This is a genomic window from Streptomyces sp. NPDC096339, assembly GCF_044762985.1.
GTDB lineage: Bacteria > Actinomycetota > Actinomycetes > Streptomycetales > Streptomycetaceae > Streptomyces.
The window spans coordinates 242,421-265,722 of the sequence record NZ_JBIWFI010000001.1 but is presented as its reverse complement, the minus strand read 5'-3'; the positions used below and the strand labels follow the sequence as shown (position 1 = coordinate 265,722).

Below are 23,302 nucleotides of genomic sequence, written 5' to 3'. Positions count from 1 at the left end.
GGGCGACGTTTCGGTCATCGGCTCGGCAACCTGCTTCGGTCTGGGAGCGTCGCCACTTCCAGCTCCAGCTCCTCCGTCATCGGGCATACGGTATTCGTACGAATCGGATCAGGTCCCGGCCACGACCGTGGGAGCGGACAGCGCCGAGCAGGGCAGTGGTGTTGATGTGCGCCCGGGCCGCGCAGCGGGCGACTCGCGCCGCCGAGACAGCCGCGGTCACCGACCGGCCCTCGCTTTCGGGCGGTGGGCGAAGGCACTTCGGTAAGCGGCCGGGGTCATGCCGATATGCCGGTTCAAGTGCTGGCGCAGGGACTCGCCGGAGCCGAGGCCACTGCGGCCGGCCACGTGGTCGACCGTGAGATCGGTGGTCTCCAGCAGCTCGCGGGCCCGCAACAGCCGCTGCTGGAGTAGCCATTGGAACGGGGTCACACCCGTCTCGGCCGTGAAGCGGCGGGTCAGGGTCCGCACGCTAACCTTGGCCTGACCGGCCAGGTCGTGCAGAGAGATCGGCTGGTCCAGGTGCCGCAGTGCCCAGATGCGGGCCGCGTCCAAGGGGGAGTCGGTCTCGGCCGGCAGCGGGGTCCGCACGAACTGAGCCTGACTGCCGTGGCGCACCGGGGTGACGACTGCGGCGCGGGCCGCCGCATTGGCCGCGGCGGCGCCGTGGTCGCAGCTGATCAGGTGCAGGCACAGATCGATCCCGGCGGCCGAGCCCGCGCCGGTGATGATCCGCCCGTCCTCGGCGAACAGCCGGTCGGCGTCCACGCGCACCGCGGGGAAGGAGCGTTGGAGTTCCTCGGCGAGAGCCCAGTGGGTGGTGGCGACACGGCCGTCGAGGAGTCCGGCCTGGGCGAGGACGAAGGCGCCGCTGCAGATCGAGGCCACGCGCTTGCCCGCGGCGGCCGCCTCCCGCAAGGCGTCCAGTACGGCGGGCTCGGCGTCGTGCCGGTTGGCGGTCGAGGGAACGATCACCGTGTCCGCCGTCGCGACCACATCGAGGCCGTGCCTGATCACCACCTCGATACCACCGGAGGCGGCGACCGCACCGGGCGTGGCGGTGCACACCGTCACCTCGTAGCCGGGGTGTCCGTCGAGTTCGACGGCGCCGAGAAGCGCCGACGGCATGGACAGGTCGAAGGGTTTGACCGCGGGGACGGCCAGGACGGCGACACGATGCATGGCTGGATCCTTGGACCTCATGACCTTCAGGCCACTGACCCTACCCTGCGGCGGCACGGCACAGTTGGGCTCGCGGTCGGGCCCCCGCGCACCGCGTTTCCCCCTCCGGGGAAGCGCTCTTGAGGGAATACGCGAATGCGGGAATACGGAGACAACGTCATGGCTGAATCAGTCGTCATCGGGGCGGGCGCGACCGGGGCCGCGACCGCCAGGCAACTGGCCGACAGAGGTGAGCGGGTCCGTCTGATCACCCGCAGCGGCAGCGGCCCCGACCACCCCGGTATCGAACGGATCGCACTGGACGCGGGCCGCACCGACGAGCTGGCCGAGGCACTGATCGGAGCGGCCACGGTCTTCAACGCCGCCATGACCGCCTACCACACCTGGCCGAAGACCATGCCGCCGCTGTTCGCCTCGATCCTCGCCGCGACCGAGCGGGCCGGGGCCGACTACGTGATGCTCGGCAACCACTACGGCTACCAGCGGACCACCGGGCCGGTCACCGAGCGCACCCCGCTGGCCCCGCACACCCGAAAGGGCCGGGTGAGGGCCGAGCTGTGGCGGCAGGCCAAGAACGCCCACGACGAAGGGAGGCTGCGGGTCACCGAGGTGCGGGCCGGCCAGTACCTGGGCCCGGGTGCGGTCTCGCCGTTCACCCTGCTGGTCGCGCCCCGGGTCCTAGAGGGCGAACTGGCCCTCGTCCACGGCAACCCCGACGCGGCGCATTCGTTTTCGTACACCGAGGACGTGGCGGCGGCGCTGGTGGCGGTCGGCGGCGACGACGACCGGGCATGGGGACGGGCGTGGCACGCCCCGGTCATCACCACGACCCTGCGCGGGGCCGCGACCGAGCTCGCCGAACTCCACGGAGCGCCCGAACCGCGGCTGGAGCCGCTCACCGAACGGGACGTGGCGCTGCTCTCCTTCACCGATCCGCTGTGGCGGGAGTTCGCCGAGATGAACTACATGTCCGAGCGTCCGTTTCTCGTGGACGACAGCGATATCGGCGAGTCCTTCGGACTGGGGCCCTCGACGCTCCGCGCGGCGCTGGCGGCCTGACGGCCCCGGTGGGCGGGCCGGGAGTCCCAGGCCCGCCCACCCGCCCACGCCCACCACAGAACCTCGGCAGGACGAGCAAGGCGCGGGGGAGGGGGAGCTGGGTTGCCGGGCCGCACGGGCGCGGTCGGGCGGGACCCGCCGGGCGGCAGGATCCGCCACCGAAAACCAGTGGCGGACGGAATCGACGCACGCCACGATGCGATCATGGACTCAGGCGAGCGCAACGAGGCAGTGGTGACGCGGTGGACCCCTTCCACCCGCTACCCCGACATGTGGGTCGACCCGGATGACGACCCGCGTGAGACCGAACTCGAGACGGTCGGCGAACGCGCCACGCTGCTGGAGAGCCTGCGCCATTTCCGCCTGACCATCGAGATGAAGTGTGCGGGCCTGGACGCCGAACAGATGGCCCGGCGCTCCGTGCCGCCGTCCACGATGTCCCTGCTCGGGCTCGTGCGGCACATGGCCGAGGACGAACGGCACTTCCGCCGGATGGCCGGCGAGGACCTGCCCAGGATCTACCGCACCCCTGACGACCGCGACGGCGACTGGAACGGCGCGATCGCCGACCCGGCGGTCATGGAGGACGCCTGGCGGCAATGGAGGGCCGAGAGCGAGGTGACCGACCGTTTCATCGCCGACTTCGCCGACCTCGGCACGCGGACGGGGGAGGCGCCGCTTCGCGAGATCCTGGTGGCGCAGATCGCCGAGTACGCGCGGCACTGCGGCCATGCCGACCTGCTGCGCGAACGGATCGACGGCCGAGTGGGCCAATGATCGGCAGCGAGGAAGCTCTGCACCTGGCGCCGTACCTGAGTGAGTGGCACTCCGGGCCGACGAGCGGGCCGTAGTCTTCGAACGCCCAATGGTTTGCGTCCGCGAGCAGCATGAGCGGCTCGACGGAACACTCGAGCCGTGGACATGGAACGTGGACATGGACCGGGAGCTGACTGATTCACCCATCCGGAGGGGAATCACGTTGAAGACACGTCAGAAGGACCGCGGGGTTCCCGATCCGCGTGACCCTTGGAACGAGATCACAGCAGGACTGTGGATGGGCGGTCACCACTGGACCGACCCCTTGGGCGAAGGGCACGCGGCGGTCGTCGGCACCGAGTTCGGGCTGGTCATCAGCCTGTTCAGCCGTCCCGGTCACGGACCCGATCCGGGCATCGAGCACCTGGTCGCCGAGATGCCCGACAGACCGCTCACGGCCGGGCAGATCCACACGGTCCAGCAGCTCGCCCGCACCGCCGCCCTGGCGGTGCGGACCGGGCGCACCGTCCTGGTCCGCTGCCACTCCGGCTACAACCGCTCCGGCCTCGTCGTGGCCCAAGCCCTCATCGAGCTGGGCTGGGAGACGGCGACGGCCATCGACACGATCCGGAAGAAACGATCCTCCTCAGCCCTGAACAACCGGATCTTCGAGGAGTACCTCACCACGGGCCTCGATGTCGCCCAGCTGCTCATCGACTTGGACACACTCACCTGACCGGATTGAGGCCGAAGAGCAAGTCGAGAACCTGATGTCAAAGCCCAGACTGTGCCGGCGACCACGCACGGCGACCGCGGAGGGTGGGATCTCAGGCGGCCGACACACTGAATGAACTCGCAGATCGGGCACCACCTATCGCCGTTCCGGCCCGAGGTCGCGGTCGACGGCCTCCACCGAGTGGATCTGGAAGAACGCCCGGACATGTGACTCGACGACCCCTGCAGTCGACATGCTCGCTTCACTCACCGAGCGATGATGCCAGGCCTTGATCACCCGGCGTCCCCGGCGACTGACTCGGGGCCATGGGGCCGGCGACTTCAGCTACGACCTCCAGCTCTCGCGGTAGTCGGAGTGATCGGCGTACGCCAAGGCGAGCAAGGCCAGTGCTTGTCGAAGACCATCAAGGTACTCGGCTGTCAGGCCGGTCGCCTGCGCGGTTTCGTACAGATCCAGGAGGGCTCGCTTGGCCTCGACCTCTCTGAAGGTTCGTGCAGGATCGAACCGGGCGATGTGGTCGGCCGTGCCGAGGTAGATGTCTGGGATCTCGGCGCCGGTGTCCAGCACGACAACGGTCCGTTCAGCCTTCCACTCTCCGTCCTCCACCATGGCGTCACGTGCGTGATACCAGTCGTCCTCAACCCTGGAGCGAAGGAACGCGACAAGCGCGGAATCCGAGGACTCGGGACGGTCAACGGGGATCTGAGGCATGACCAGATTCTCGCGTCCCCCTCCGAGCCGGTCGAGAGCTTCGCGCGATGGCTGCTGTTCGACCTACCTGGACGGCAGACGCAACGAGATCACCCGACCCGGCCGCGGCGGCGCCGCGGGAGCGTAGGTGCCGGGTGCGGCCGAGACGGATTGAGCGGGTGCAATGTAGGAGGGGACGACTACGACCCGTTCGAAGTACGCGTACGCCCAGTCGTCACGGCTCTCGGGTTGTGCCACCTCGCCGGTCACGACCCCACGCAGCAGCCACCCCGGACCGTCGCATCCGAGGAACCGAACGGTCATCGAGTCCCGCCCGTGGACGTCACTGACGACAGGGACCACTGCCCTGAGCTCGACACCCACTCGTCCGGCCCACGGCTCCGCCTCACCCCCTCGGGCCCGGATATCCGACTGCAGCTTGGCCCGGACGACGTCCCACCACGCACTTTCGTCCGAACGGAAGGCCTGCAATTGCAAGGCCGCCGTCGTGTCGCGGATCAGCACCACTTCTTCAGCGGACGGCCCGGGCACTGCTTGCTTGAGCTGGATCTTCAGTCCTGACTCCTGCGGGATTCGCAACCCTCCCAGATCGGTCAGGTTCAGTCCCTGCCAACCCGTCTCACGCACGTCCCACGGCCCGACATCGACGCCACGGTAGAGAGGACGCAGCAGGTCGTCGGCCTGTACCACTTCCTTCCCCATTTCCAGCGCCGCCTGGAGAAGGTGGTCGATCTCCTCTTCCGTGAACCTCTCTTCAGCGATGGCTCCGGCCAACAGGGTGAGCACGCCTTTCAGGGTCAGCGTTCCTTCCTCTCGCGCGACGCGTGCAGCCGAGAGGTTGCCAAGCAGGGCCTCGATGAGCTGGTCGGCTGCACGGCGGGAGATCCCAGACGGAAGCTCGGGCAACAGTTCCGAACCGGAGCGGCCTTCCTCCCAGCGGATGAGCAGCAACGACTTGAGGCTGAGCAGGAGAACCCAGGCGGGTGTGACCTGGTCCCACGTCCCCCATCTGGTGCGCCCCGTCGCACTCTCTCCCAGATGTCCATCGCGGGTGAACTGATCCAGAATCGCCCGTGCTTCCCTACGAACGGCGTCCACGCAACCACCCCCTCGGCAACTGCCACGCTCGCCGCCCCCGCCGGCATCGAGATCGTCAACGGCCGAGTACCCCAGGACATCAAGCGGAAAACGAGCGCGCTCACCCGCAGCCCGATCGACCGGAGGCTCGTCTGCGACACCACCGCAGGCGGCGCCTTCACCGGCACCCTGCCGGCCGCCCGCTTCGACCCTGTCGAGTACGTCTTCAAAGACGTCGGCTCGAACAACCTGACCGCAGTCAGACGCCACTGTGCGGCAGGCCTACTCCCCAGACGGTTTCCGCCACGGCCGGTCACCAGGGTTCAGCAGCGTTTCCGGCGGCCGACCACTCGCACGGCGCTCGCCGGCCGTGGACACGCCCACGAACAGGATCATCAGGCCGCCCACCGCCGTCAGCCACAACGAGACCCAGAACCCCACGATGAACAGCAGCAGGCCCACGGCCAGTAGGCCACGCGCCCAGTCCGGACTCTGTTGCTCAGCCATCTCGACTCCCTCGCCAGAGATCGCACACCGTACGCCGAAGGAGGTGATGGCCGTGGCCAGACGGACAAACCGGCGGGTGTGCATCCGGCGTGAGCTCGTCGACCAAGGCCTTGACCCACACCGAGGCGGGCGCGATTCCCCGCCACGTCGGCTTCCTCGAACGATTGGCCGTGTAGGAGGGAGCCAACTCAACGGCAAAGCCGCTTCCCGTATTTGCATTGCCGTAACAAAGCCATGGTGAGCTCCTTGCCGAGGTGGACCGTCGGGATTCGGCCTACGGGGAGCGGCCGGGAATCGACCCTGTGGGGCGTGTGGCTCATGGCTGGTTGTCGACGGGTCGGCGAAGCCGGCGCTGTGAGGGTGATCACTTGATTGCATGGCCTTGACCTGCACTGATGTACCGTCTGGCGAGAGTGGACCAGGGGGATTTGGTGTTACGGGGAACAGCGGAAGAACTTGTGGAAGTGCGCCTGCTCGGGCCGCTGGACGTCAGGGTCAAGGGGGTGTCGGTACCCATCACCGCGCCCCGGTTGCAAGCGGCTCTGGGATCTTTGCTCCTTAGCGCCGACAACGTCGTTCCCACCGGGCGATTGGTCGAGAGCATCTGGGAAGGTGAGCCGCCGACCGATCCGGCCAATCAGGTCGCGGCGTGCATGTCCATGCTGCGGCGGCGCTTCAGGAGTGCCGGGGCGCGCGGCGAGACGGTCGTCACCCAGCCCCCCGGCTATCGCTTTCCGATGGCCGGGGTATGGCTGGACACCCACGCCGTGCGCGATCTGCGGGCCGATGCCCAGCGGCACCTGGCCGACGGGGACGCGCAGACGGCGCTCTCCCGCCTGAAGGAAGCGCTCTCCCTGTGGCGGGGGCCGGTCCTGTCCGGGGTGAGCCGGCACGTGTGGCAGCCGGATGTGCACCGCTGGGAGGAGGAGCACGCGGCGATCCGCATGGCCTGCTCCGAGCTACAGCTCGACCTCGGGCACCACGAGGAACTGATTTCGGAGCTGTCGGCCTTCATACGGCAGCATCCCCTGCTGGAGAAGCCGCGCGGTGTGCTCATGCTGGCCCTGGCGCGGGAAGGTCGGCAGGCCGATGCCCTGCGGCTGTTCCGCGACACCGCCGATCTGCTGAGGGAGGAGCTGGGGGTCGTGCCCGGCCCCGAGTTGCAGGCACTCCATCAGCAGGTGCTTCTCGGGCAGACGGCGTCGCCTGCGGCAGGCGTGTTGCCCGGGGCGATCGCGTCGCCTGCGGCACCGGCACCGGCACCGGCACCGGCACCGGCACCGGCACCGGCACCGGCACCGGCACCGGCACCGGCACCGGCACCGGCTCCGGTACCGGCTCCGACGCCGATGTCCGTCCCGACGACCCTCCCGGCTCCGCAGGCCGGCGCCCACAGCGGGCCGACCGGGCCGTGTCAGCTCCCGGGGGACCTCGCCGAGTTCACCGGCCGCACCACCGAGCAGCTCACCGTCGAGGCGGCCCTGACCAGGGGATCCGCATCGGTGCCCGTCGTCTCGCTGGTCGGAGCGGGCGGCACGGGGAAGACGGCGTTGGCCGTGCACACCGCCCACAAGCTGCGGTCCGTCTTCGACGCGGGACAGCTGTACGTCAACCTGCACGGCATGAGCGACGCCCCGCTGGCTCCGGAGGAGGCGCTGGCCCGGTTCCTGCGCGAGCTCGGGCCGCAGGGGAACGTCCCGGAGTCGCTGGACGAGCGCGCCGCGATGTTCCGCAGTCTGGTCGCCGACAAGCGGATGCTCATTGTTCTCGATGACGCGGGCGACGCACGGCAGGTGCTGCCCCTGCTCCCCGGTACGGAGAGTTGCGCGGTCGTGGTGACCAGCCGGATGCGGCTGGCCACGGTCCCCGTGACGTGCACGGTCGAGCTGAAGGTGCTGGACCAGGCCCAGGCGCTGGAGCTGCTGTCCGGTCTCGCTGGGGCGGGGAGGGTCGCGGCCGAGCCGGACGTGGCGCTGCGGATCGTGGAGTACTGCGGGACGCTGCCGCTGGCGCTGCGCATCGTAGGGGCCAAACTCGCCGCCCGGCCGCACTGGCCCCTGCGCAAAGCGGCCTCGCGGCTGGCCGACGAACGGCGACGGCTGAACGAGCTGGCCCACGAGAACCTGGAGGTGCGGGCCTGCCTCGAAATGTCCTACCAGGGCATCAGCCCGCGGGCGCGGATCCTCTTCCGCAGGCTCGCGCTGGCCGGCGCGTCGGACTTCTCCGAATGGATCTGCGCTCCCCTGGTCGAGGTACCCCTCGCCGACGCGGAGGACCTGCTGGAGGAGCTGCTGGACGCCCGCCTGCTCGATGTCACCACTCCGGCCGGCTCGACACGGCCGCGGTACCGGATGCACGATCTGGTCCGCCTCTACGCGGTCACCCTGGTCGAGGAGATGGAGCCGGGAGAGGAACGGTCCGCTGCCCTGCTCCGGTTGGGAACGGCCGCGCTGGCCATGACGGACCAGGCGCACCAGCGCGTGTGCGGCGGGGACTTCGCCACGGTCCACGGCCTCGCCGACCGGGGACGCACCCGGTCCGACGTACTGGAGGCGGTCGGGCGGGACTGGCTCGGATGGTACGAGGCGGACCGGAGCCTGCTCACGGCGCTCTGCCAGAAGCTGGCGTACGAGGGCCACGACGAGTTGGCCTGGGACCTCGCGGCGACGACCCGCTGCCTGTTCAGCCTGCGGTTCCACTTCGACGACTGGAAGGCCACGCACGAGGCCGCCCTCGACGCCGCGGAACGCAATGGGAATGGCAGGGGCATGGCGGCAATGCTGCTGGGGCTCGGGGACCTCCACCTCACCAGGCGGCGGTACGACCAGGCCATCCCCCTGCTGAGCAGGTCCCGGCGGCTGTTCGAGAAGGTGGGGGACGAGTACGGTCTCGCCCTGGCCCTGCGCAAGATCGCCTGCGCCGACCGCGTCCAGGGGCGGTTCGAGGAGGCGCTGGACAGTTGGCGGGAGGCGCTCACGGTCCTGAGGGGGAAGGGCGACGTGGAGGCCCAGACGCAGGTCCTCCGGTGGACCGGGCAGACCCTGCTCGAATGGGGCAGACCGGATGAGGCCGCGCCGTTCCTCTTCCAGGCCGAGGAGGTGGTGGACGGGTTCGGAGGGCGCAGCGCGGCGCAGGTGCGGCTCAGCATCGGCGACCTCCGCCTGGCACGCGACGACATCGACGGCGCGGCGGCGGAGTTCGCCCGCGGGTTGGAGATGACGCAGGCCAACGGAGACCTCAGCGGCCGCTGCTACGCCCTGTGGGGGCTGGGCTGGACCGATGTGATGAGCGGACGGGTGGCGCAGGCCGGCGAGCGGCTCCGCGAGGCCCTCTCGCTCGCCGGTGACATCCACGACCCGTTGATGGAGGCGCACATCATGCTCGCGCTGGCCGAGGTCGCCCGCCGCGGCGGCGACCTCGACCGGGCCGTCGCCGTCCTGAAGGAGGGGGCGGAGCTGTGCCGGGCGATGGAAGCGCCGGCGCGTCTCGACCTGTTCACCGCGGCTCTCGCCCAGTTGGGCCGCCCGGGCCGGTCGGGTCGGATGGTGGCCACCGTCCCTTCATGAGAGCGGCCGCCGGACCACGTACGTGTTCGTTCCCTCCCTCATGCGCAGGACGGCCTGGCGACGGGGTCCGGCGGTTATCTGTACGGTCCTCTCCTCGCTCCAGCCGCGCAGCCGGAACTCGCCGTCGCCCACAGCCGGGCCCCTCGCACGGGCCCGGGCAGGCTGTCGATGACCTTGCCGAAGTACGGCAGCCGGCGCAGCCAGGGTGTCGCGCGGAAGCCGTGGACGTTCGGACCGCCCGCGTCCGTCCGCCGAGGGTCCCCGCCCGGGCTGCGCAGGGGCAGGACCCGGCGTCCGCCGGCGGCGCCGAACGCGGTGCCCGAGCCGGCCGCGAACGCGGCGAGCTCCGCGCGCATGCGTGCGGCGTCGTACCGGCCTTCCAGCTGCACGGCGTTGGGCAGAGTCGCGTCCTGGGGATCGAAGGCCCGCTCGGACATCACCGACTCAGCCGAACTGGTCGAAGGCGAGCTTGACGACCATGCCGGCCACCGCCACGAGCAGGACGGCCCGTACGAACCCGGACCCTCGGGTCAGGGCGGTCCGGGCGCCGAGGGCGGCACCGGCGATGTTGCAGACGGCCATGCCTGCCGCGAGGGTCCACAGCACCTGGCCCTGGGCGGCGAAGACGCACAGCGCCCCGAGGTTGGTCCCGACGTTCACGACCTTGGCCAGCGCCGAGCTCTGCAGGAATTCGAGCGACAGGAGGCCCGTGAACGTGAGGATCAGGAAGGTCCCCGTTCCGGGCCCGAACACCCCGTCGTAGAAGCCGATCCCACATCCCGCGAAGGCGATCACGAGGATGCGCCTGCGCCGGCCGACCATTCCCTCGCCCTCGACCGCACCGAACCGCGGACGCATGGCCACGAAGACGGCGACGGCGACGAGCAGGGCCATGACCACGGGCCGGAACCAGTCCTTGGGGACCATGGACGCCGACAGCGCTCCGAACCCGGCGGCGGGAACGGCGAGCAGCGCGGCCGGCAACGCCACCGAGTGCGGCAGTTTCGTGCGCCGGGCATAGGTGACGGCGGCGACGGTCGTCCCCGCGATGGCCGTCGCCTTGTTCGTGCCCAGGGCAACGGCCGGCGGCAGGGAGGGAAAGGCCAGGAGGAGGGCCGGGATCAGGATCAGCCCACCGCCTCCCACGACGGCGTCGACCCACCCCGCGCCGGCCGCGACGGCCAACAGGCCGCCGACATCGATAACGTCCACGTCCACGACCTCTTTCTGATTCGGCCTCGGTTGCGTCTGCTGTCTGGGGGCCGCTCAGAACACGCCGGAGATCTGGGCCAGGTCGGGGACCACGCGCCGCGAGTCCATCATTTGCTCCTTGGTGAATGGAGCGGGTCCCCACGGCCCCGCTCGCTGCATTCACCCTAGGAAGAGGCGATGTCGAACCTCTGCCGAAATCATGTCATCCACATGTTCCCGGATGTTCTTGACAGGCGAATGGCCGGCGCTCCTGGCTTTCAGGTGGTCGGTCGCGGCGAATTCCGCCTTGTGAAACCGGAGAAGGAGACATCTTTTTGGGCGCCCTGCTCCACGGTGACGGCAGACGTGAGCGCGTTTTCGATCGCGCTTTCAAAGTCCTCGGTGTCCTACGGGAAATGGGGGCCGGCCCGCATGCGCTGCGGTCGATTGCCAGCCGGATCGGACTGAGTCGTTCCACCGTGCAGCGGCTCATTCGATCGGCGGACGGGGCGGGTTCGTCCCCGCCGGCGTTCTCCCCCCGGCAGTGGATTCCGGCGTCCGGGACCGCGCTTCGCGCCATGGGCATCGTGGCGGAGGAGTCCGGGCACACCGCCGGCCTGCACGCCGCGGTACTCACCGACGTACCGGTCCAAGTGTGCGTGGGCTGCATGGACAACCCCGGCGGTATCCCGCAGGAGGCGTCTCTCGGGCTGCCCCGGCGGCTGGGAGAGGACGCCGCCGGGCAGGCCTTCCTGGCCCATCTCGACCTGCCGCACCCGAGGCCCGGCGAGCGCGCGGCGGGGCGGCTCCAGAGCGGCGCAGGCCGTTCGTACGCCCAGGCGCGGTGATCCCGTTCCGCTGATGAACGAACCGGTCTTCCGCGAGGTCCAGCCGTTCTCGGTCACACACTCCGCCCAGGCGCGCACCTGGCGGCCGCAGGGGTTGCTGCTCACCCTGACCGTCACCGTGTCCCCGCCCGAAACGGTGGCGTTCGCAGTGGTGATGCAGCTGGGGTCCGCGGAGGCCGTCGAAACGAATGCGGGAAGCGCACTGAACGCCACCGCGGCCGCAAGGCCGAGCAGTGACTTCTTTGACAATTCCCTGGGGCGCCCGATCGGCCAAGTGGCGGGCAACGTTGATCGTCGAAAGGGGCACCGGATGACTCGATGGGGGCGGAAAACCCTGTACATGCTGCGAGGCCCGCCTCCTCCCTTGTTGCCGGGCTGGGGAGAGAGACGGGCCTGCGGTCAGCGGCTGCGGTCAGTGGCCGGGGTCAGCCGGCGGCGCCCAGGGGTGAGGCCAGCCCTGGGGCGAGCCAGCGTTGGTTGTTGCCGTAGGCGCAGTCGTAGATCTCCAGCCGGTTGCCGTTGTCGAGGCGGGCGCCCGGGAGATCGAGGCAGCGGTTGGAGGTCGGGTTGTAGAAGCCGCCGGTCGCGGTGGGGAGCCACTGCTGGTTCCAGGCGCCCGTGGCGCACGTCCACAGCAGGACCTGCGTGCCGTTGGCGATGCCGCCTCCGGCGATGTCCAGGCACATTCCCCCGACGCGGAGTTCACCTTCTTCCGTGACGGTGATCTTCTGGGCCAGGTCTTCGTTGGTGTTGCTGCAGTCCCAGATCTGGACGCGGTTGCCGTTGGCGCTGGTGCCGCCGGCGTTGTCCACGCACTTGGCGGAGCTCAGGGCCGAGATGAGCTTGGTGCCGGTCGCGGTGGGGACGGTGGAGTGGTTGTAGACGGCGACGTTGCTGATGCCGCCCTCGAAGAACGAGGACGGCTTGCTCGCCGTCTTGTACCGGCCCATGACCAGGGGGCCGGTGGCGTTCCAGGCGTTGGCCTTCGCGTGGTAGCCGGTGCCGGCCAGGGTGCCGTTGACGTAGAGGGCGATCAGACCGGTCTTCTCCTCGTAGGTGGCGGTGAGCTGGGTCCATACCTCGGGCTGGACCTTGGCCGCGTCGTTCATGGTGGTGGTCTGGTCGTAGTCCCAGTTGTCGTCGTCCTTCTTGGACATGCCGAACCGCCAGGTGCCGTCCTGGTCGTGCCAGAGGATGAAGCCGCTGGCGTGGGCCCCCTCCTGGCTCAGCAGGACTCCTGTGGGCTTCTTCGACCTGGCCCAGGCGGAGACGGTGAAGCTGCGGCTGGTGTCGACGGCGGCCTTGGCGGCGGTGACGGTACCGGTGGCTCCGTCGAGGATGACGGCCTTGGTGACGGTGCCGGCGACGGTGTCGTCGGCCCGGGTGGCGCCGGTGGCGCTGAGCGTGGCGTTGTTGCGGCGGCGGAGGTCGATGGCGCTGTTGCCGGCGTCCTCGTTCAGCTTCCAGTGGGAGGTGGAGATCCGGGCGTCGCCCATGGTGTGGCCGGCGCGGAAGCCGGTGACCTTCCCGGAGGTGGCGACGCCGTCCCAGGTGCGCAGCCGGTGCTGGCTGTCCAGGGCCCACAGGTCGGGCACGCCGTCGGCGCTGGTGTCACCGGAGGTGCCGACGACGGGGTGGGTGCTCGCCTTCACGCCCGAGCCGATCTTGGTGCGCTTGGTGTGGTCGCCGAGGGCCGAGGGGTTCCCGGCGACGTTGGCGTACTGGTAGACGTCACCGGTGGTGTTGTCACGGGCCCACAGGTCGGGGAGGCCGTCGCCGGTGGCGTCGCCGGGGGCGATGAGGGTGAGGTTCTCCCAGCCGGAAGGACTTGAGGCGAGCACAAGTGGTCTCTCCAGGACGCCGGCGGCTCCCACGCCCTGGAAGAGCAGCAGGCGACTGCCGTTGCCGTCGCTCTCCACGGTGATCAGGTCGTTCCGAGGGTCGGCTCCCGCTTCCGGCCTGGCGTCACCCACAGCGAGAATCTGCTTGGTTGCCGCCCAGTTCGACGCGTAGTCGAGGCTGCCACAAGGAGCGCCCGTGGCTGCCACTGTGCACGTCAAGGCAGGCGGACGCGTGACAGTCGCCTGCTTGGAGGTGGTGAAGTAGAGCCCACCGTTGGCCTCGACACCGCCGTAGCCGAGCGAGTTGCGGTACAGATAGAGCTCTCCGTTGCGATGGGTCCACAGGTCGTCGATGCGGATGCCGTTGCCGCCGCGGTGGGTGATCAGGGTGCCGTTGCCCCAGCCCTTGCCCTCTGGGCTGTTCGCCGCGTTGGAGGCGATCACACCGCCGGCCGCCGGGTCGACGGCGGTCGGGTAGACGACGAGGTCGCCGTTGTCCGCCGGTGCGACGAAGTCGACGCGCTCGTCGCCGGTGATGTCGCCGAGGGTGGTCTTGGCGTTCGGGTTGTCGGGGACGTAGAAGGTGTAGGTGAGCTGCTGCGAGCGGTTTCCCGCGCGGTCCACGGACTGGACGCGCAGGATGTTGGTGCCCCAGGTCGTCGGAGTCAGCGGGATGGCGGCGCTGCCGTCGGCGGCCGCGTCGATACGGTTGGCACCGCCCACGGGGATGGCCGAGTTGAAGGCCCACTCGTAGTACAGGACACCACTGGTGGCGTCGGCGGACTTCATGGTGAAGGTGCCGGGCTGGCCGATGTACTTGGTGGAGCCGGGCAGGGTGCCGGACGGCGGGTACTCGGCCGAGGTGACGACCGGGACGGACGGCGCCTGGGTGTCCATGCTGAAGGTGCAGCCCTTCACCCGGTTGGACGTCATGTCGTGGTCGGCGCTCTGGACCTCCCACCAGTAGCTGTGGCCGTCGGAGAGGTTGGTGGGATACGCGGCGGCCCAGTGCGTGCCGGTCGCGTCATTGCCCCACCCGCTGTCATAGGCCACGGCGCCGTTGACGTCGTGGACCAGGAAATGCGCATCGTTGGGCTGGTCGTCCGGATCGCCGACCCACGCGTCAATGCGGAGCCCGCCGTAGCCTGTGGCGCCGACCCAGCCGCAGCCGTTGCCGTTCGCGTTCTGCGGCGTGGGGGTCATGCCGAGGGCCCACGGGTCGTAGGGCGGCCGGTTGTACTCGATGTACAGGAACGGCAGGTTGTTCTTGTCGCGGGTGAACCGTTTGAAGGAGTTGTTGCCGGTGGTCTTGGACTCGTTCGACGCGAAGAGGGCGTAGGTCAGGCTGCCGCGCCATTCGTTGGCGGCGAGGTGGTCGCGTACGTCCCACTCACCGCGGGTGGTCGAGCCCGGGCAGCCGGAGCCGCCCGCGCTGTTGAGGGAGGTGGTGCGCAGGACCTCCCAGTCGCGGGGCTGGGTGTACCAGGTGATGTTGGAGAGCAGCGGTTCGGTGGAGTGCAGGTCCACGTTGTAGGTGTTGGAGCAGGTGGCGTCGGCCGCGTACGACTGGGTCGCGAAGAAGGACGCCTTCTTGATGCTCTTGTCGTGCAGGTCGCTGGTGTCGAGCTGGACGTAGTAGCGCTCCAGGCCCGTCCTGGTCCGCCAGCGCTGGTAGCCGACACCCGGGTCGTAGGTGTCGCCGTAGTCGTCGTAGCTGGTGGTGGTGGGGTAGGCCTCCTGAACCCAGGCCCAGTGCTGCGTGCCGCGGCTGGTGGGCGTCCAGGCGGGGTCGATGTACACCGGGTAGGCGGTGGCCGGGTCGGTCAGGAAGGCCTGGTCGGGGGCGAGCGCGAGTGAGTCCTTGCCCAGCTCGGTCCGGAGGCGGGTGACCTTGGCGGAGTTGCCCGGGCCTTCACTGGTCGAGGCGGACTTGGCCGGCTCGTGGTCGTCCGCGTGCTCGGAGGCGGTGGCCGCACGGGAGAAGGCGGTGGCGCCCGGTTCCTTGGCCAGGGGCGCCTTGAGCTCGGCGGTGGAGTCCCACATGGTCGGGGTCGGGGCTTGGAAGACCGTACGGCCGGAGGCGTCGGCTGCCTTGAGGTTGCCGTTGGCGTCGGCGGAGACGGTCAGCCCCCGGCCCTTGAGGCCGGTGGTCAGCTTGGCGAGTTTCGGGTTCTTGGCCGCTTCGGCGCTCTTGACGACGAGGACCTGGGAGATGCCGCCGCCCTCGTCGGCCGTCACCTTGAGGTCCGTGCCCGGCACGACCTCGCGGTAGAGGGCGCTTGATCCTTCGAGCGTGGGTGCGGGGAGCGGCTCGGGCCAACTCAGCACCAGCTGCTTGCCGTCCTGTTCCAAAGTGGCGAGCGGCGCGGTGCCGCCACCGGACAGGGTCAGTCCGTTCGACGTGGCCTTCGGGCTGATCGTGCCGTCGGCGGCCCTGACCAGGGTCGGGTCCAGGGCGGCCCACTTGCCGTCGCGCCGCGTACGTTCGGGCGCGACGCTGCGGGTCAGCCCCAGGGTGCCGTTCGGGTTGGCCACCACGGTGTCGGTCTCGGTCGTGGCCAACGGCACGGGCACGGGCTTTCCGGTGCGCTTGGCCTCCGCGAGGGCGGCGGCCTCAGCCCGATCGCGTTCGGTCGTCGGCCGCTCCGGTGGTGTCTGGGCAGATGGTTTCGACGGTTTGTCCGCGGCCGACGCGGCCGACGCAGCCGACGCGATCGGCGCGGTACCGACGGACGTGACGGACAGGGCCAGTGCGACCAGTCCCGCCAGCGCGACCGGCCGACGGGCCGGTCGCATTCTTCGAACTATTCCCCCCACGGGAACTCCCCAGTGTGATCGTTTGCGCCAACTGGGCGTGAACGCTAACAGGCCGTCCGATCAGTCCACCGGTGGTCGAGAATTCGGAACTCGGCATTCCTGGGAACTAATTCGAAGTATCGCGGCAAATCGATCGGCGCAATCCGGCCATCGTGTCGTCGAACAGTCGGGTTTCAGGCAATCTTCAGGTCTTTCCAGGTCAGGCAGAGGCGTCTTGTCCGGATTGGTTCACGTATTCGCGAACGCTCAACAAGCTAGGCTCTCGGGCCAATTGATCCACTCGGCGACCGTGGGGGGAATGCCGTGTCGGCACCACCAATTGATCTTCGGATGACGAGAAGACGCTCGAAGATCAAAAAGCGCATCGCAATTCCGGTGTTAGTGACACTTTCTTTGCTGGTCGGCTCGGGAACCGCCCAGGCCGCGCAGTGGCGGCCAAAAGATCAACGCCGCTGGTCACCCGGCTCGTTGAAGAAGACAGAGTCGGTGCGGGGCAAGGACGCTCCGAAGCCTGAGGTGCAGGCTTCGGGAGAAGGCGGTGCCGCTGCCTGGCATCCCAAGGATGTGTACTGGCCGCCCGCCGCCCATGCGGAGGTGGATCTGGGCGCCGCGCTCCCCGTGGGTCCGAAAGGTTCGCTCTTCACGGCAGCCACTCATTCGGCCATCCCCTCCGCTCCCGCCGCCGACCCGAGTCGCGCGGGTGCCGCTCCCGTCTGGGTGAAGCCAGCGTCGGCGAAGGACCCGCTGAGCACGGGCAAGGCCGCCGTACACCTCATGGACAAGGCCGCCGCCGAGAAGGCCGGCGTCCAGGGCCTGCTGCTCGGGGTCCGTCCGGCCGGGGGCGCGGCTGCTGCGGGCGGCCGCGTCAAGGTCTCGGTGGACGTCTCGCACATCGAGGGCGCCTTCGGTGGTGACTGGCTCTCCAGGGCCCGCCTCGTCACACTGCCGCAGTGTGCGCTGACCACACCCGAGCGCGCGGAGTGCCGTACGCAGACCCCTGTCACGACGGTCAGGGACGGAGACCGGGCCGGACTGCTCAGCGCGGAGGTGACCCTCGGCGGCGGACCCGCCTCAAAGGGCACTTCGAGCGCCGCCGCGGACGGGGCCGTCGTCATCGCGGCCGACGCGGCTCCCGCCGGCAGCACCGGTGACTACAGGGCCACCAGCCTGGCCCCTTCCGGCACGTGGAGCCAGGCCGGCAGCACGGGAGGCTTCGCCTGGTCGTACCCGATCAACGTGCCTGACGGGCTGGGAGGCGGCAAGCCCAGCGTCTCCCTCTCCTACAGCTCCCAGTCGATCGACGGCCGCACCGCGGCGACGAACAACCAGGCCTCCTGGATCGGTGACGGCTGGGACTACTCGCCCGGCTACGTCGAGCGCCGCTTCAAGCCCTGTGCCAAGGACGGACAGTCCGAGTCGAGCGAGCAGTGCCTGGCAGGTGAGAACGCCACCGTCTCCCTGGGCGGCAAGTCGTCGACCCTGGTCCGCGACGACACGTCGGGCACCTGGCGACTGGAGGGCGACGACGCCTCGAAGGTCGAACGGCTGACCGGCGCGAACAACGGCGACGACAACGGTGAGTACTGGAAGATCACCACGACCGATGGCACCCGGTACTACTTCGGCGCCGGCCGCAAGCCCGGCAGCACCACCGCCCCGGCCACGAATTCGGCCTGGACCACTCCCGTCTACGGCAACAACACGGGCGAGGCCTGCCACCAGTCCACCTTCGCCGCCTCCTGGTGCCAGCAGGCGTGGCGCTGGAACCTCGACTTCGTCGTCGACCCGCTCGGCGGCGTGATCACACACTGGTACGACACCGAGACCAACCACTACAAGCGTGGTGCCTCGGCCGCCACCCCTGAGGGAACGCTCACCCCGTACATCCGGGGCGGCTACCTCAGCAAGATCACCTACGGCTCGAAGCTGGCCGACGCGGACACCGTGAAGCCGACCGCCCAGGTCCTGTTCAACACCTCCGAGCGCTGCATCCCGGACGCCGCCTTCGACTGCGCGGCGGACAAGCTGACCAAGGAGAACGCCGCCACCAAGTGGCCGGACATTCCCTTCGACCAGAACTGCGCCTCCACCGGCACCTGCGAGAACTACTCCGCGACCTTCTGGACCAGGAAGCGCCTCACCAAAATCACCACGCAGGTCCTGAACAGCACCGGCGGCTACGACAACGTCGACTCGTACGCCCTCACGCACCAGTTCCCCGACCCGTACGACAAGACGGGCCGCAACCTGTGGCTCGCCTCGATCACCCGAACCGGCTACCAGGGCGGGGCCACGCTCGGCACCAAGCCGGTCCTCTTCTACGGCAAGACGCGGAACAACCGCGTCGACACCAGCGACGACAACCGGCCCGCGATGAACCGCTACCGCATCGTCAAGATCAAGTCCGAGACCGGCCAGATCACCGACATCGGCTACGCGGACCCGGACTGCGCACCGGGAACCGGTCTGCCCACGGCCCAGGATTCCAACGGCAAGCGCTGCTACCCCGTCTACTGGAACCCGGACTACAGGAGCCCGAACGACCCGACCCTGGACTGGTTCCACAAGTACGTCGTCACCCGCGTCACCCAGACCGACCCCTACGGCGGCTCCCGCCCCCAGGAGGTCCGCTACGAGTACGTCGGGCCTGCCGCCTGGCACCGGGACGACGAGGAACTTACCGAGGACAAGTACCGCACCTGGAACCAGTTCCGCGGCTACGAACAAGTCATCACCCGCTCCGGCACCGCCCCCGACGTCATCTCCAAGACCGCGACCTTCTACCTGCGCGGTATGGACGGCGACACCAAGGCCGATGGCAGCAAGCGCACCGCGACCTTCACCGGCATCTCGGGAAACACGATCAAGGACTCCAACCCGTTCGCGGGCACGGTCCGCGAGACCCAGACCTTCGCCTCCGACGGCGGCGAACTCGTCTCCTCGTCCAAGACCGACCCATGGCTCTCCAAGGAAACCGCCGGCCACAGCCGCGGCACGAAGCTCCCGCGCCTCACAGCACAGATGCAGAGCGCGCGAGCAACCCAGACCAAGGCCCTGCGCGCGGACAAGACCTGGCAGTCCACATCGAAGACCACCGAGCATGACGAGACCTACGGCATGCCGACGTGGACCCTCAGCAAGGCCGACGGGCTCCCCGACATCTGCGGCATCCCCACCTATGCCCGCAACACCGCTGCCTGGATGGTCGACCGGGTCTCCGAGACCGTCGAGTTCCAGGGCAGCGACTGCGCCGCGACCAACGCGGCCACCGAGGCGAACACCCTCAGCCGCAAGCGCACCTACTACGACAACCAGCCCCACGGCACGCTGACCGGCCCCGGACTGGTCACCAGCACGGAGGAACTGGACCGCTTCGAAGCCGGCCAGCCGAAGTACACGCTCAAGTCGGCAGTGACCTACGACCCCTACGGGCGGGTCACCAGCTCCACCGATGCGGCAGGCGCGAAGACCACGACGGCGTACGAGCCGGCCGCACCCGCCCGCGCCACCACCCTCAAGGTCACCAACGCCAAGAACTGGACGACCACGACCACCGTCGACCCGCTGCGCGGCAGCCAGATCAAGACGGTGGACCAGAACAACCGCACCACCGAGGTGGCCTACGACCCCCTCGGCAGGATCACCTCGGTCTGGCTCCCCGGCCGCGCACGCACCGAGAGCGCGAACACCGTGTACACGTACGACCTCACCAACGCCGCCACCAGCTCGGTCACCACCCAGAACCTCCGGTCCAACGGGTCGTACGCCACCTCCATCAGCATCCTCGACGCCCTCGGCCGAGAGGTCCAGGCACAGTCGGTACCGCAGAACGACGCGGCGGACACCCGCCTGATCAAGGACACCTTCTACGACAGCCTCGGCCGGGCCTTCAAGACCAACGAGACCTACGCCAATGCCACCTCCGGCCCCGTGAAAACCCGGTTCATCGCCGACGAGAACACGGTCCCGGGCCAGAGGACGACCCTCTACGACGGCACCGGCCGCACGGTCGCCACGGTCTTCTCCTCCAAGGCGATCGAGCAGTGGCGCACCACCACCACCTACCCCGGCGCCGACCGCACGGACACCACCCCGCCATCGGGCGAGACGCCCACCAGCGTGATCACCGACGCGCGCGGCCGCACCGTCGAGCGGCGTCAGTACAAGGGCACCAAGCCCGAAGGCACCTACGACGCGACCGGCTACACGTACGACACCACCGGAAGGCTGACTCGTCTCACCGACGCGGCCTCCAACACCTGGGCGTACGAGTACGACCTCCACGGCCGCAAGATCCGATCCGTGGACCCGGACAAGGGCACGACGACGACCACGTTCGACGCCGCCGACCGTCCGATCACGGCCACGGACGCTCGCGGCACCACCACCGTCACCACCTACGACATCCTCGGCCGCCCCACCTCACGCAACCTCGGCACCGCGGGCGGCACCAAGCTGGCCACGTACGAGTACGACACCCTGCTCCTGGGCCAGGCAACCGCCTCCAGTAGCTGGTTGGGCGGCAAGGAGTGGCGACAGGAAACCACCGGCTACGACATCGCCTACCGGCCGACGGGCACCAAACTGACGGTCCCTTCGGGAGAAGGCGCCCTCAGCACCACCTACTCCTCGTCCGTCACCTACGACCCCATCACAGGCCTTCCTTACTCCACTGAAGTGCCCGCAGCGGGCGGCCTCCCCAAGGAAACGCTCTACACCAGCCGCAACGTCAACGGCCTGCCCGTCTCGATGGGCAGCAGCACGGTCGACTACGTCAACTGGACCGACTACGACGAGTTCGGCACCGTGCAGCGCACCACCCTGGGCGACATGCCGAAGCAGGTGAGCTTCACCAACGTCCACGACCCGGCCACAGGCCGCCTCCTGCGCACGCAGCTGGACAAGGAGGACTCGACCACTTCGGTCGACATCACCGACTACACCTACACTCCGGCCGGCGATGTCACCTCCGTCACGACCGCACAGGGCGCGGCGCGCGACACGCAGTGCTTCACCTACGACTACCTGCGCCGCCTGACCCAGGCCTGGACGGACACCGGCACCATCACGGCCAAGCCCGGCCCGTCCGTCCCCGGCATCGGCAACTGCGCCAACACCGAACCCCAGCCGGGCAAGATCGGCGGTCCGGCCCCGTACAGCCAGTCCTTCACCTACGACGTGACCGGCAACCGCACCTCCTCCACCGACCACGACCCCGCGGGCGACGCGGCGAAGACCACCACGACCACGAACACCTTCCCGGCCCCGGGCGCCGCCCGCCCGCACGCCCCGACCTCCACCACCAGGAAGACGGGCACCGGCGCGGCCGTCACCAGCGACATCACCTACGACGCCACCGGCAACACCCTCACCCGCCCCGACGCGGCCGGCGCCACCCAGACCCTCACCTGGACCGACGAGGGCCGGCTCGCCTCGGCGACCTCCGCCGCCGGAACCTCCACGTACGTCTACGACGCGGCCGGCAACCGCCTGCTGCGCAAGGACCCGGGCAAGACCACCCTCTACCTCGGCTCCATGGAACTCACCCTGAACACCGCCACCGACACGGTGGCCGGTACCCGCTACTACCCGACCCCCGGCGGCCCGACGATCGTCCGCACCTCGGACGGCAAGCTGTCCTACGTCGCCACCGACCATCACAACACCGGCACCACCGCCATCGACGCCACGACCCTCCAGGTCCAGCGCCGCGCCACCAAACCCTTCGGCGAAGACAGGGGCTCGGCACCGGCCGCCTGGCCCGGCGAACGCGGATTCGTCGACGGGACCAAGGACAAGGCCACCGGCTTCACCCACCTCGGCGCCCGCGAGTACGATCCCCTCACCGGCACCTTCCTCAGCGTCGACCCCGTCATGGTCCTCGACTCCTCGCAGGGCCTGAACGCCTACAGCTACGCCAAGAACAGCCCCGTCACCACCTCCGACCCCACCGGCCTGTGCCCCGAGGTCGACTGCCCGACCCGGCCGAGCCCCGACCACGAGAACACGACCCCGGGGCACACGCCAGGGCCTCCCAAGCGCACGCAGACGTCCCAGACGAAGAGTCCGAGTCTTTCTTCACCAGGTCGTACTTCCCCCAAGACGCCCTCGGGAAATGCGGAGTTCAGGTCGAAGTGGCACTGGTACAACGCGTACAGCCCCGTGCTCGGCGCGAAGGTGGCGGAGTTTGACGCATTGACGATGGGCGCCTGTGCTGCGGGGCTGGATTTGACGTGCGAGCTGTGGGGGTATTATTCGACAGGGGAGGGTGGGGAAAAGAGAGTAAATGTAGACAAACTCCTGGAAACGGATGAGGGATTCCGTACGGGAGAAGGGGTCGAAAAGAAGTCGATTGGTGTTGAGCAGATGCTCGGCATCTGGGCGGAGGAAGCTCGGTCGCGTTGCGGATCCGGGGATTCCTGCTCATTCTCGGCCGACAGCATGTGGATGGGGGCCCAATTTACCGGAGCGGATGGATCCGTAGCGATCGGGCACACGCAGATGCGGATAGTCGGCGAGTTCCAGGTATCCGGACCGGAGGCCGAGAGAAAGGTCACCGGAGATTATCAGGTGAAGCTCTACAAGGACTGGAACTTCGATAAGGGGGAGACGGCCAAGGGGATCTCGCTCACTCCATTCGCCGAGCTTCACGAGTACGGAATCGTGAGAGAGTTCGCGATGGTCGGAGAAAGCTCTGTTCGGAAATATCTGGGGTGATGGCAGTGTGGTGTAGGCGGTCTTTCGGAGTCTTTGCCTTGATGGTCGGCCTGGTCGTGCTTACTGGCTGTACAAGTGCCGGCGAAGAAGGGCCGCCGAATTCGTCATGTGCCTCCACTCCGATGTCGCCATCTATCCTCAAGAAATATTCCCTGCCCGGCATTCCCGAGGGGGATGATGTTCGGTTCTGTGAGGCATCGGACAAGGACGGGTTCTCCGCGCAGCTGACCTTTCGGGGTGACCCGGGACAATCAAGCTCGTACCTGAAGAGCCTTGGCATGGATCCCGCATCCTTCA

The 23,302-nt window shown here is 68.9% G+C and carries 13 protein-coding genes and 1 pseudogene; 8 read left to right on the top strand and 6 right to left on the bottom strand.

The genetic code is table 11. The annotated features are described in order from the left end of the window. Positions 1-216: 216 nt before the first annotated feature. Positions 217-1,179, bottom strand: a complete 963-nt coding sequence (locus tag ACIQ5Y_RS01150; RefSeq protein WP_403873593.1) for a GlxA family transcriptional regulator — start codon at positions 1,177-1,179, stop codon at positions 217-219. Positions 1,180-1,338: 159 nt separating this feature from the next. Between ACIQ5Y_RS01150 and ACIQ5Y_RS01145 the strand changes: the two genes are divergently transcribed. The 3 genes from ACIQ5Y_RS01145 (at position 1,339) to ACIQ5Y_RS01135 (ending at position 3,730) form a co-directional block, all read left to right on the top strand. Continuing rightward, complete coding sequence (locus tag ACIQ5Y_RS01145) at positions 1,339-2,238, top strand: NAD-dependent epimerase/dehydratase family protein (RefSeq protein ID WP_403873590.1); 900 nt, start codon at positions 1,339-1,341, stop codon at positions 2,236-2,238. 204 nt (positions 2,239-2,442) lie between these two features. Then, positions 2,443-3,015, top strand: coding sequence for a DinB family protein (locus tag ACIQ5Y_RS01140; protein ID WP_403873586.1), 573 nt, complete (start codon positions 2,443-2,445; stop codon positions 3,013-3,015). Between the two features lie 202 nt (positions 3,016-3,217). Beyond that, positions 3,218-3,730 (top strand): protein phosphatase, encoded by a 513-nt coding sequence (locus ACIQ5Y_RS01135; RefSeq protein ID WP_403873584.1) that lies wholly within the window; start codon positions 3,218-3,220, stop codon positions 3,728-3,730. Positions 3,731-4,054: 324 nt separating this feature from the next. On the opposite strand, the gene ACIQ5Y_RS01130 is transcribed toward ACIQ5Y_RS01135, so the two are convergent. After that, positions 4,055-4,441 (bottom strand): DUF6221 family protein, encoded by a 387-nt coding sequence (locus ACIQ5Y_RS01130; protein ID WP_403873582.1) that lies wholly within the window; start codon positions 4,439-4,441, stop codon positions 4,055-4,057. 63 nt (positions 4,442-4,504) lie between these two features. Then, complete coding sequence (locus tag ACIQ5Y_RS01125; protein WP_403873579.1) at positions 4,505-5,392, bottom strand: DUF3710 domain-containing protein; 888 nt, start codon at positions 5,390-5,392, stop codon at positions 4,505-4,507. 87 nt (positions 5,393-5,479) lie between these two features. Here ACIQ5Y_RS01125 and ACIQ5Y_RS01120 point away from each other — a divergent pair, with 87 nt between their 5' ends. Both ACIQ5Y_RS01120 and ACIQ5Y_RS01115 read left to right on the top strand, forming a co-directional pair. Then, positions 5,480-5,989: a hypothetical protein gene (locus ACIQ5Y_RS01120; RefSeq protein ID WP_403873577.1), complete on the top strand. Its 510-nt coding sequence runs from the start codon at positions 5,480-5,482 to the stop codon at positions 5,987-5,989. Between the two features lie 773 nt (positions 5,990-6,762). Beyond that, positions 6,763-9,591 (top strand): BTAD domain-containing putative transcriptional regulator, encoded by a 2,829-nt coding sequence (locus ACIQ5Y_RS01115; protein WP_403873575.1) that lies wholly within the window; start codon positions 6,763-6,765, stop codon positions 9,589-9,591. Between the two features lie 74 nt (positions 9,592-9,665). On the opposite strand, the gene ACIQ5Y_RS01110 is transcribed toward ACIQ5Y_RS01115, so the two are convergent. Together ACIQ5Y_RS01110 and ACIQ5Y_RS01105 are read right to left on the bottom strand one after the other, a co-directional pair. Continuing rightward, on the bottom strand, positions 9,666-10,028 hold the full coding sequence (locus ACIQ5Y_RS01110) for a hypothetical protein (protein WP_403873572.1): 363 nt from the start codon (positions 10,026-10,028) through the stop codon (positions 9,666-9,668). A 7-nt stretch (positions 10,029-10,035) separates the two neighbouring features. After that, positions 10,036-10,803 (bottom strand): TSUP family transporter, encoded by a 768-nt coding sequence (locus ACIQ5Y_RS01105; protein WP_403874470.1) that lies wholly within the window; start codon positions 10,801-10,803, stop codon positions 10,036-10,038. A 314-nt stretch (positions 10,804-11,117) separates the two neighbouring features. Here ACIQ5Y_RS01105 and ACIQ5Y_RS01100 point away from each other — a divergent pair. Beyond that, positions 11,118-11,267, top strand: a pseudogene (locus tag ACIQ5Y_RS01100) (helix-turn-helix domain-containing protein); the annotation flags it as partial. A 93-nt stretch (positions 11,268-11,360) separates the two neighbouring features. After that, positions 11,361-11,630 (top strand): hypothetical protein, encoded by a 270-nt coding sequence (locus ACIQ5Y_RS01095; RefSeq protein WP_403874494.1) that lies wholly within the window; start codon positions 11,361-11,363, stop codon positions 11,628-11,630. 425 nt (positions 11,631-12,055) lie between these two features. Here ACIQ5Y_RS01095 and ACIQ5Y_RS01090 read toward each other — a convergent pair whose 3' ends face one another. Then, positions 12,056-16,267, bottom strand: coding sequence for a ricin-type beta-trefoil lectin domain protein (locus ACIQ5Y_RS01090; protein WP_403873570.1), 4,212 nt, complete (start codon positions 16,265-16,267; stop codon positions 12,056-12,058). Positions 16,268-17,005: 738 nt separating this feature from the next. On the opposite strand from ACIQ5Y_RS01090, the gene ACIQ5Y_RS01085 reads away from it, so the two are divergent. Beyond that, positions 17,006-23,005 carry an RHS repeat domain-containing protein gene (locus ACIQ5Y_RS01085; protein ID WP_403873567.1) on the top strand — a complete coding sequence of 2,000 codons (6,000 nt, stop codon included), beginning with the start codon at positions 17,006-17,008 and terminating at the stop codon, positions 23,003-23,005. Positions 23,006-23,302 lie beyond the last annotated feature (297 nt).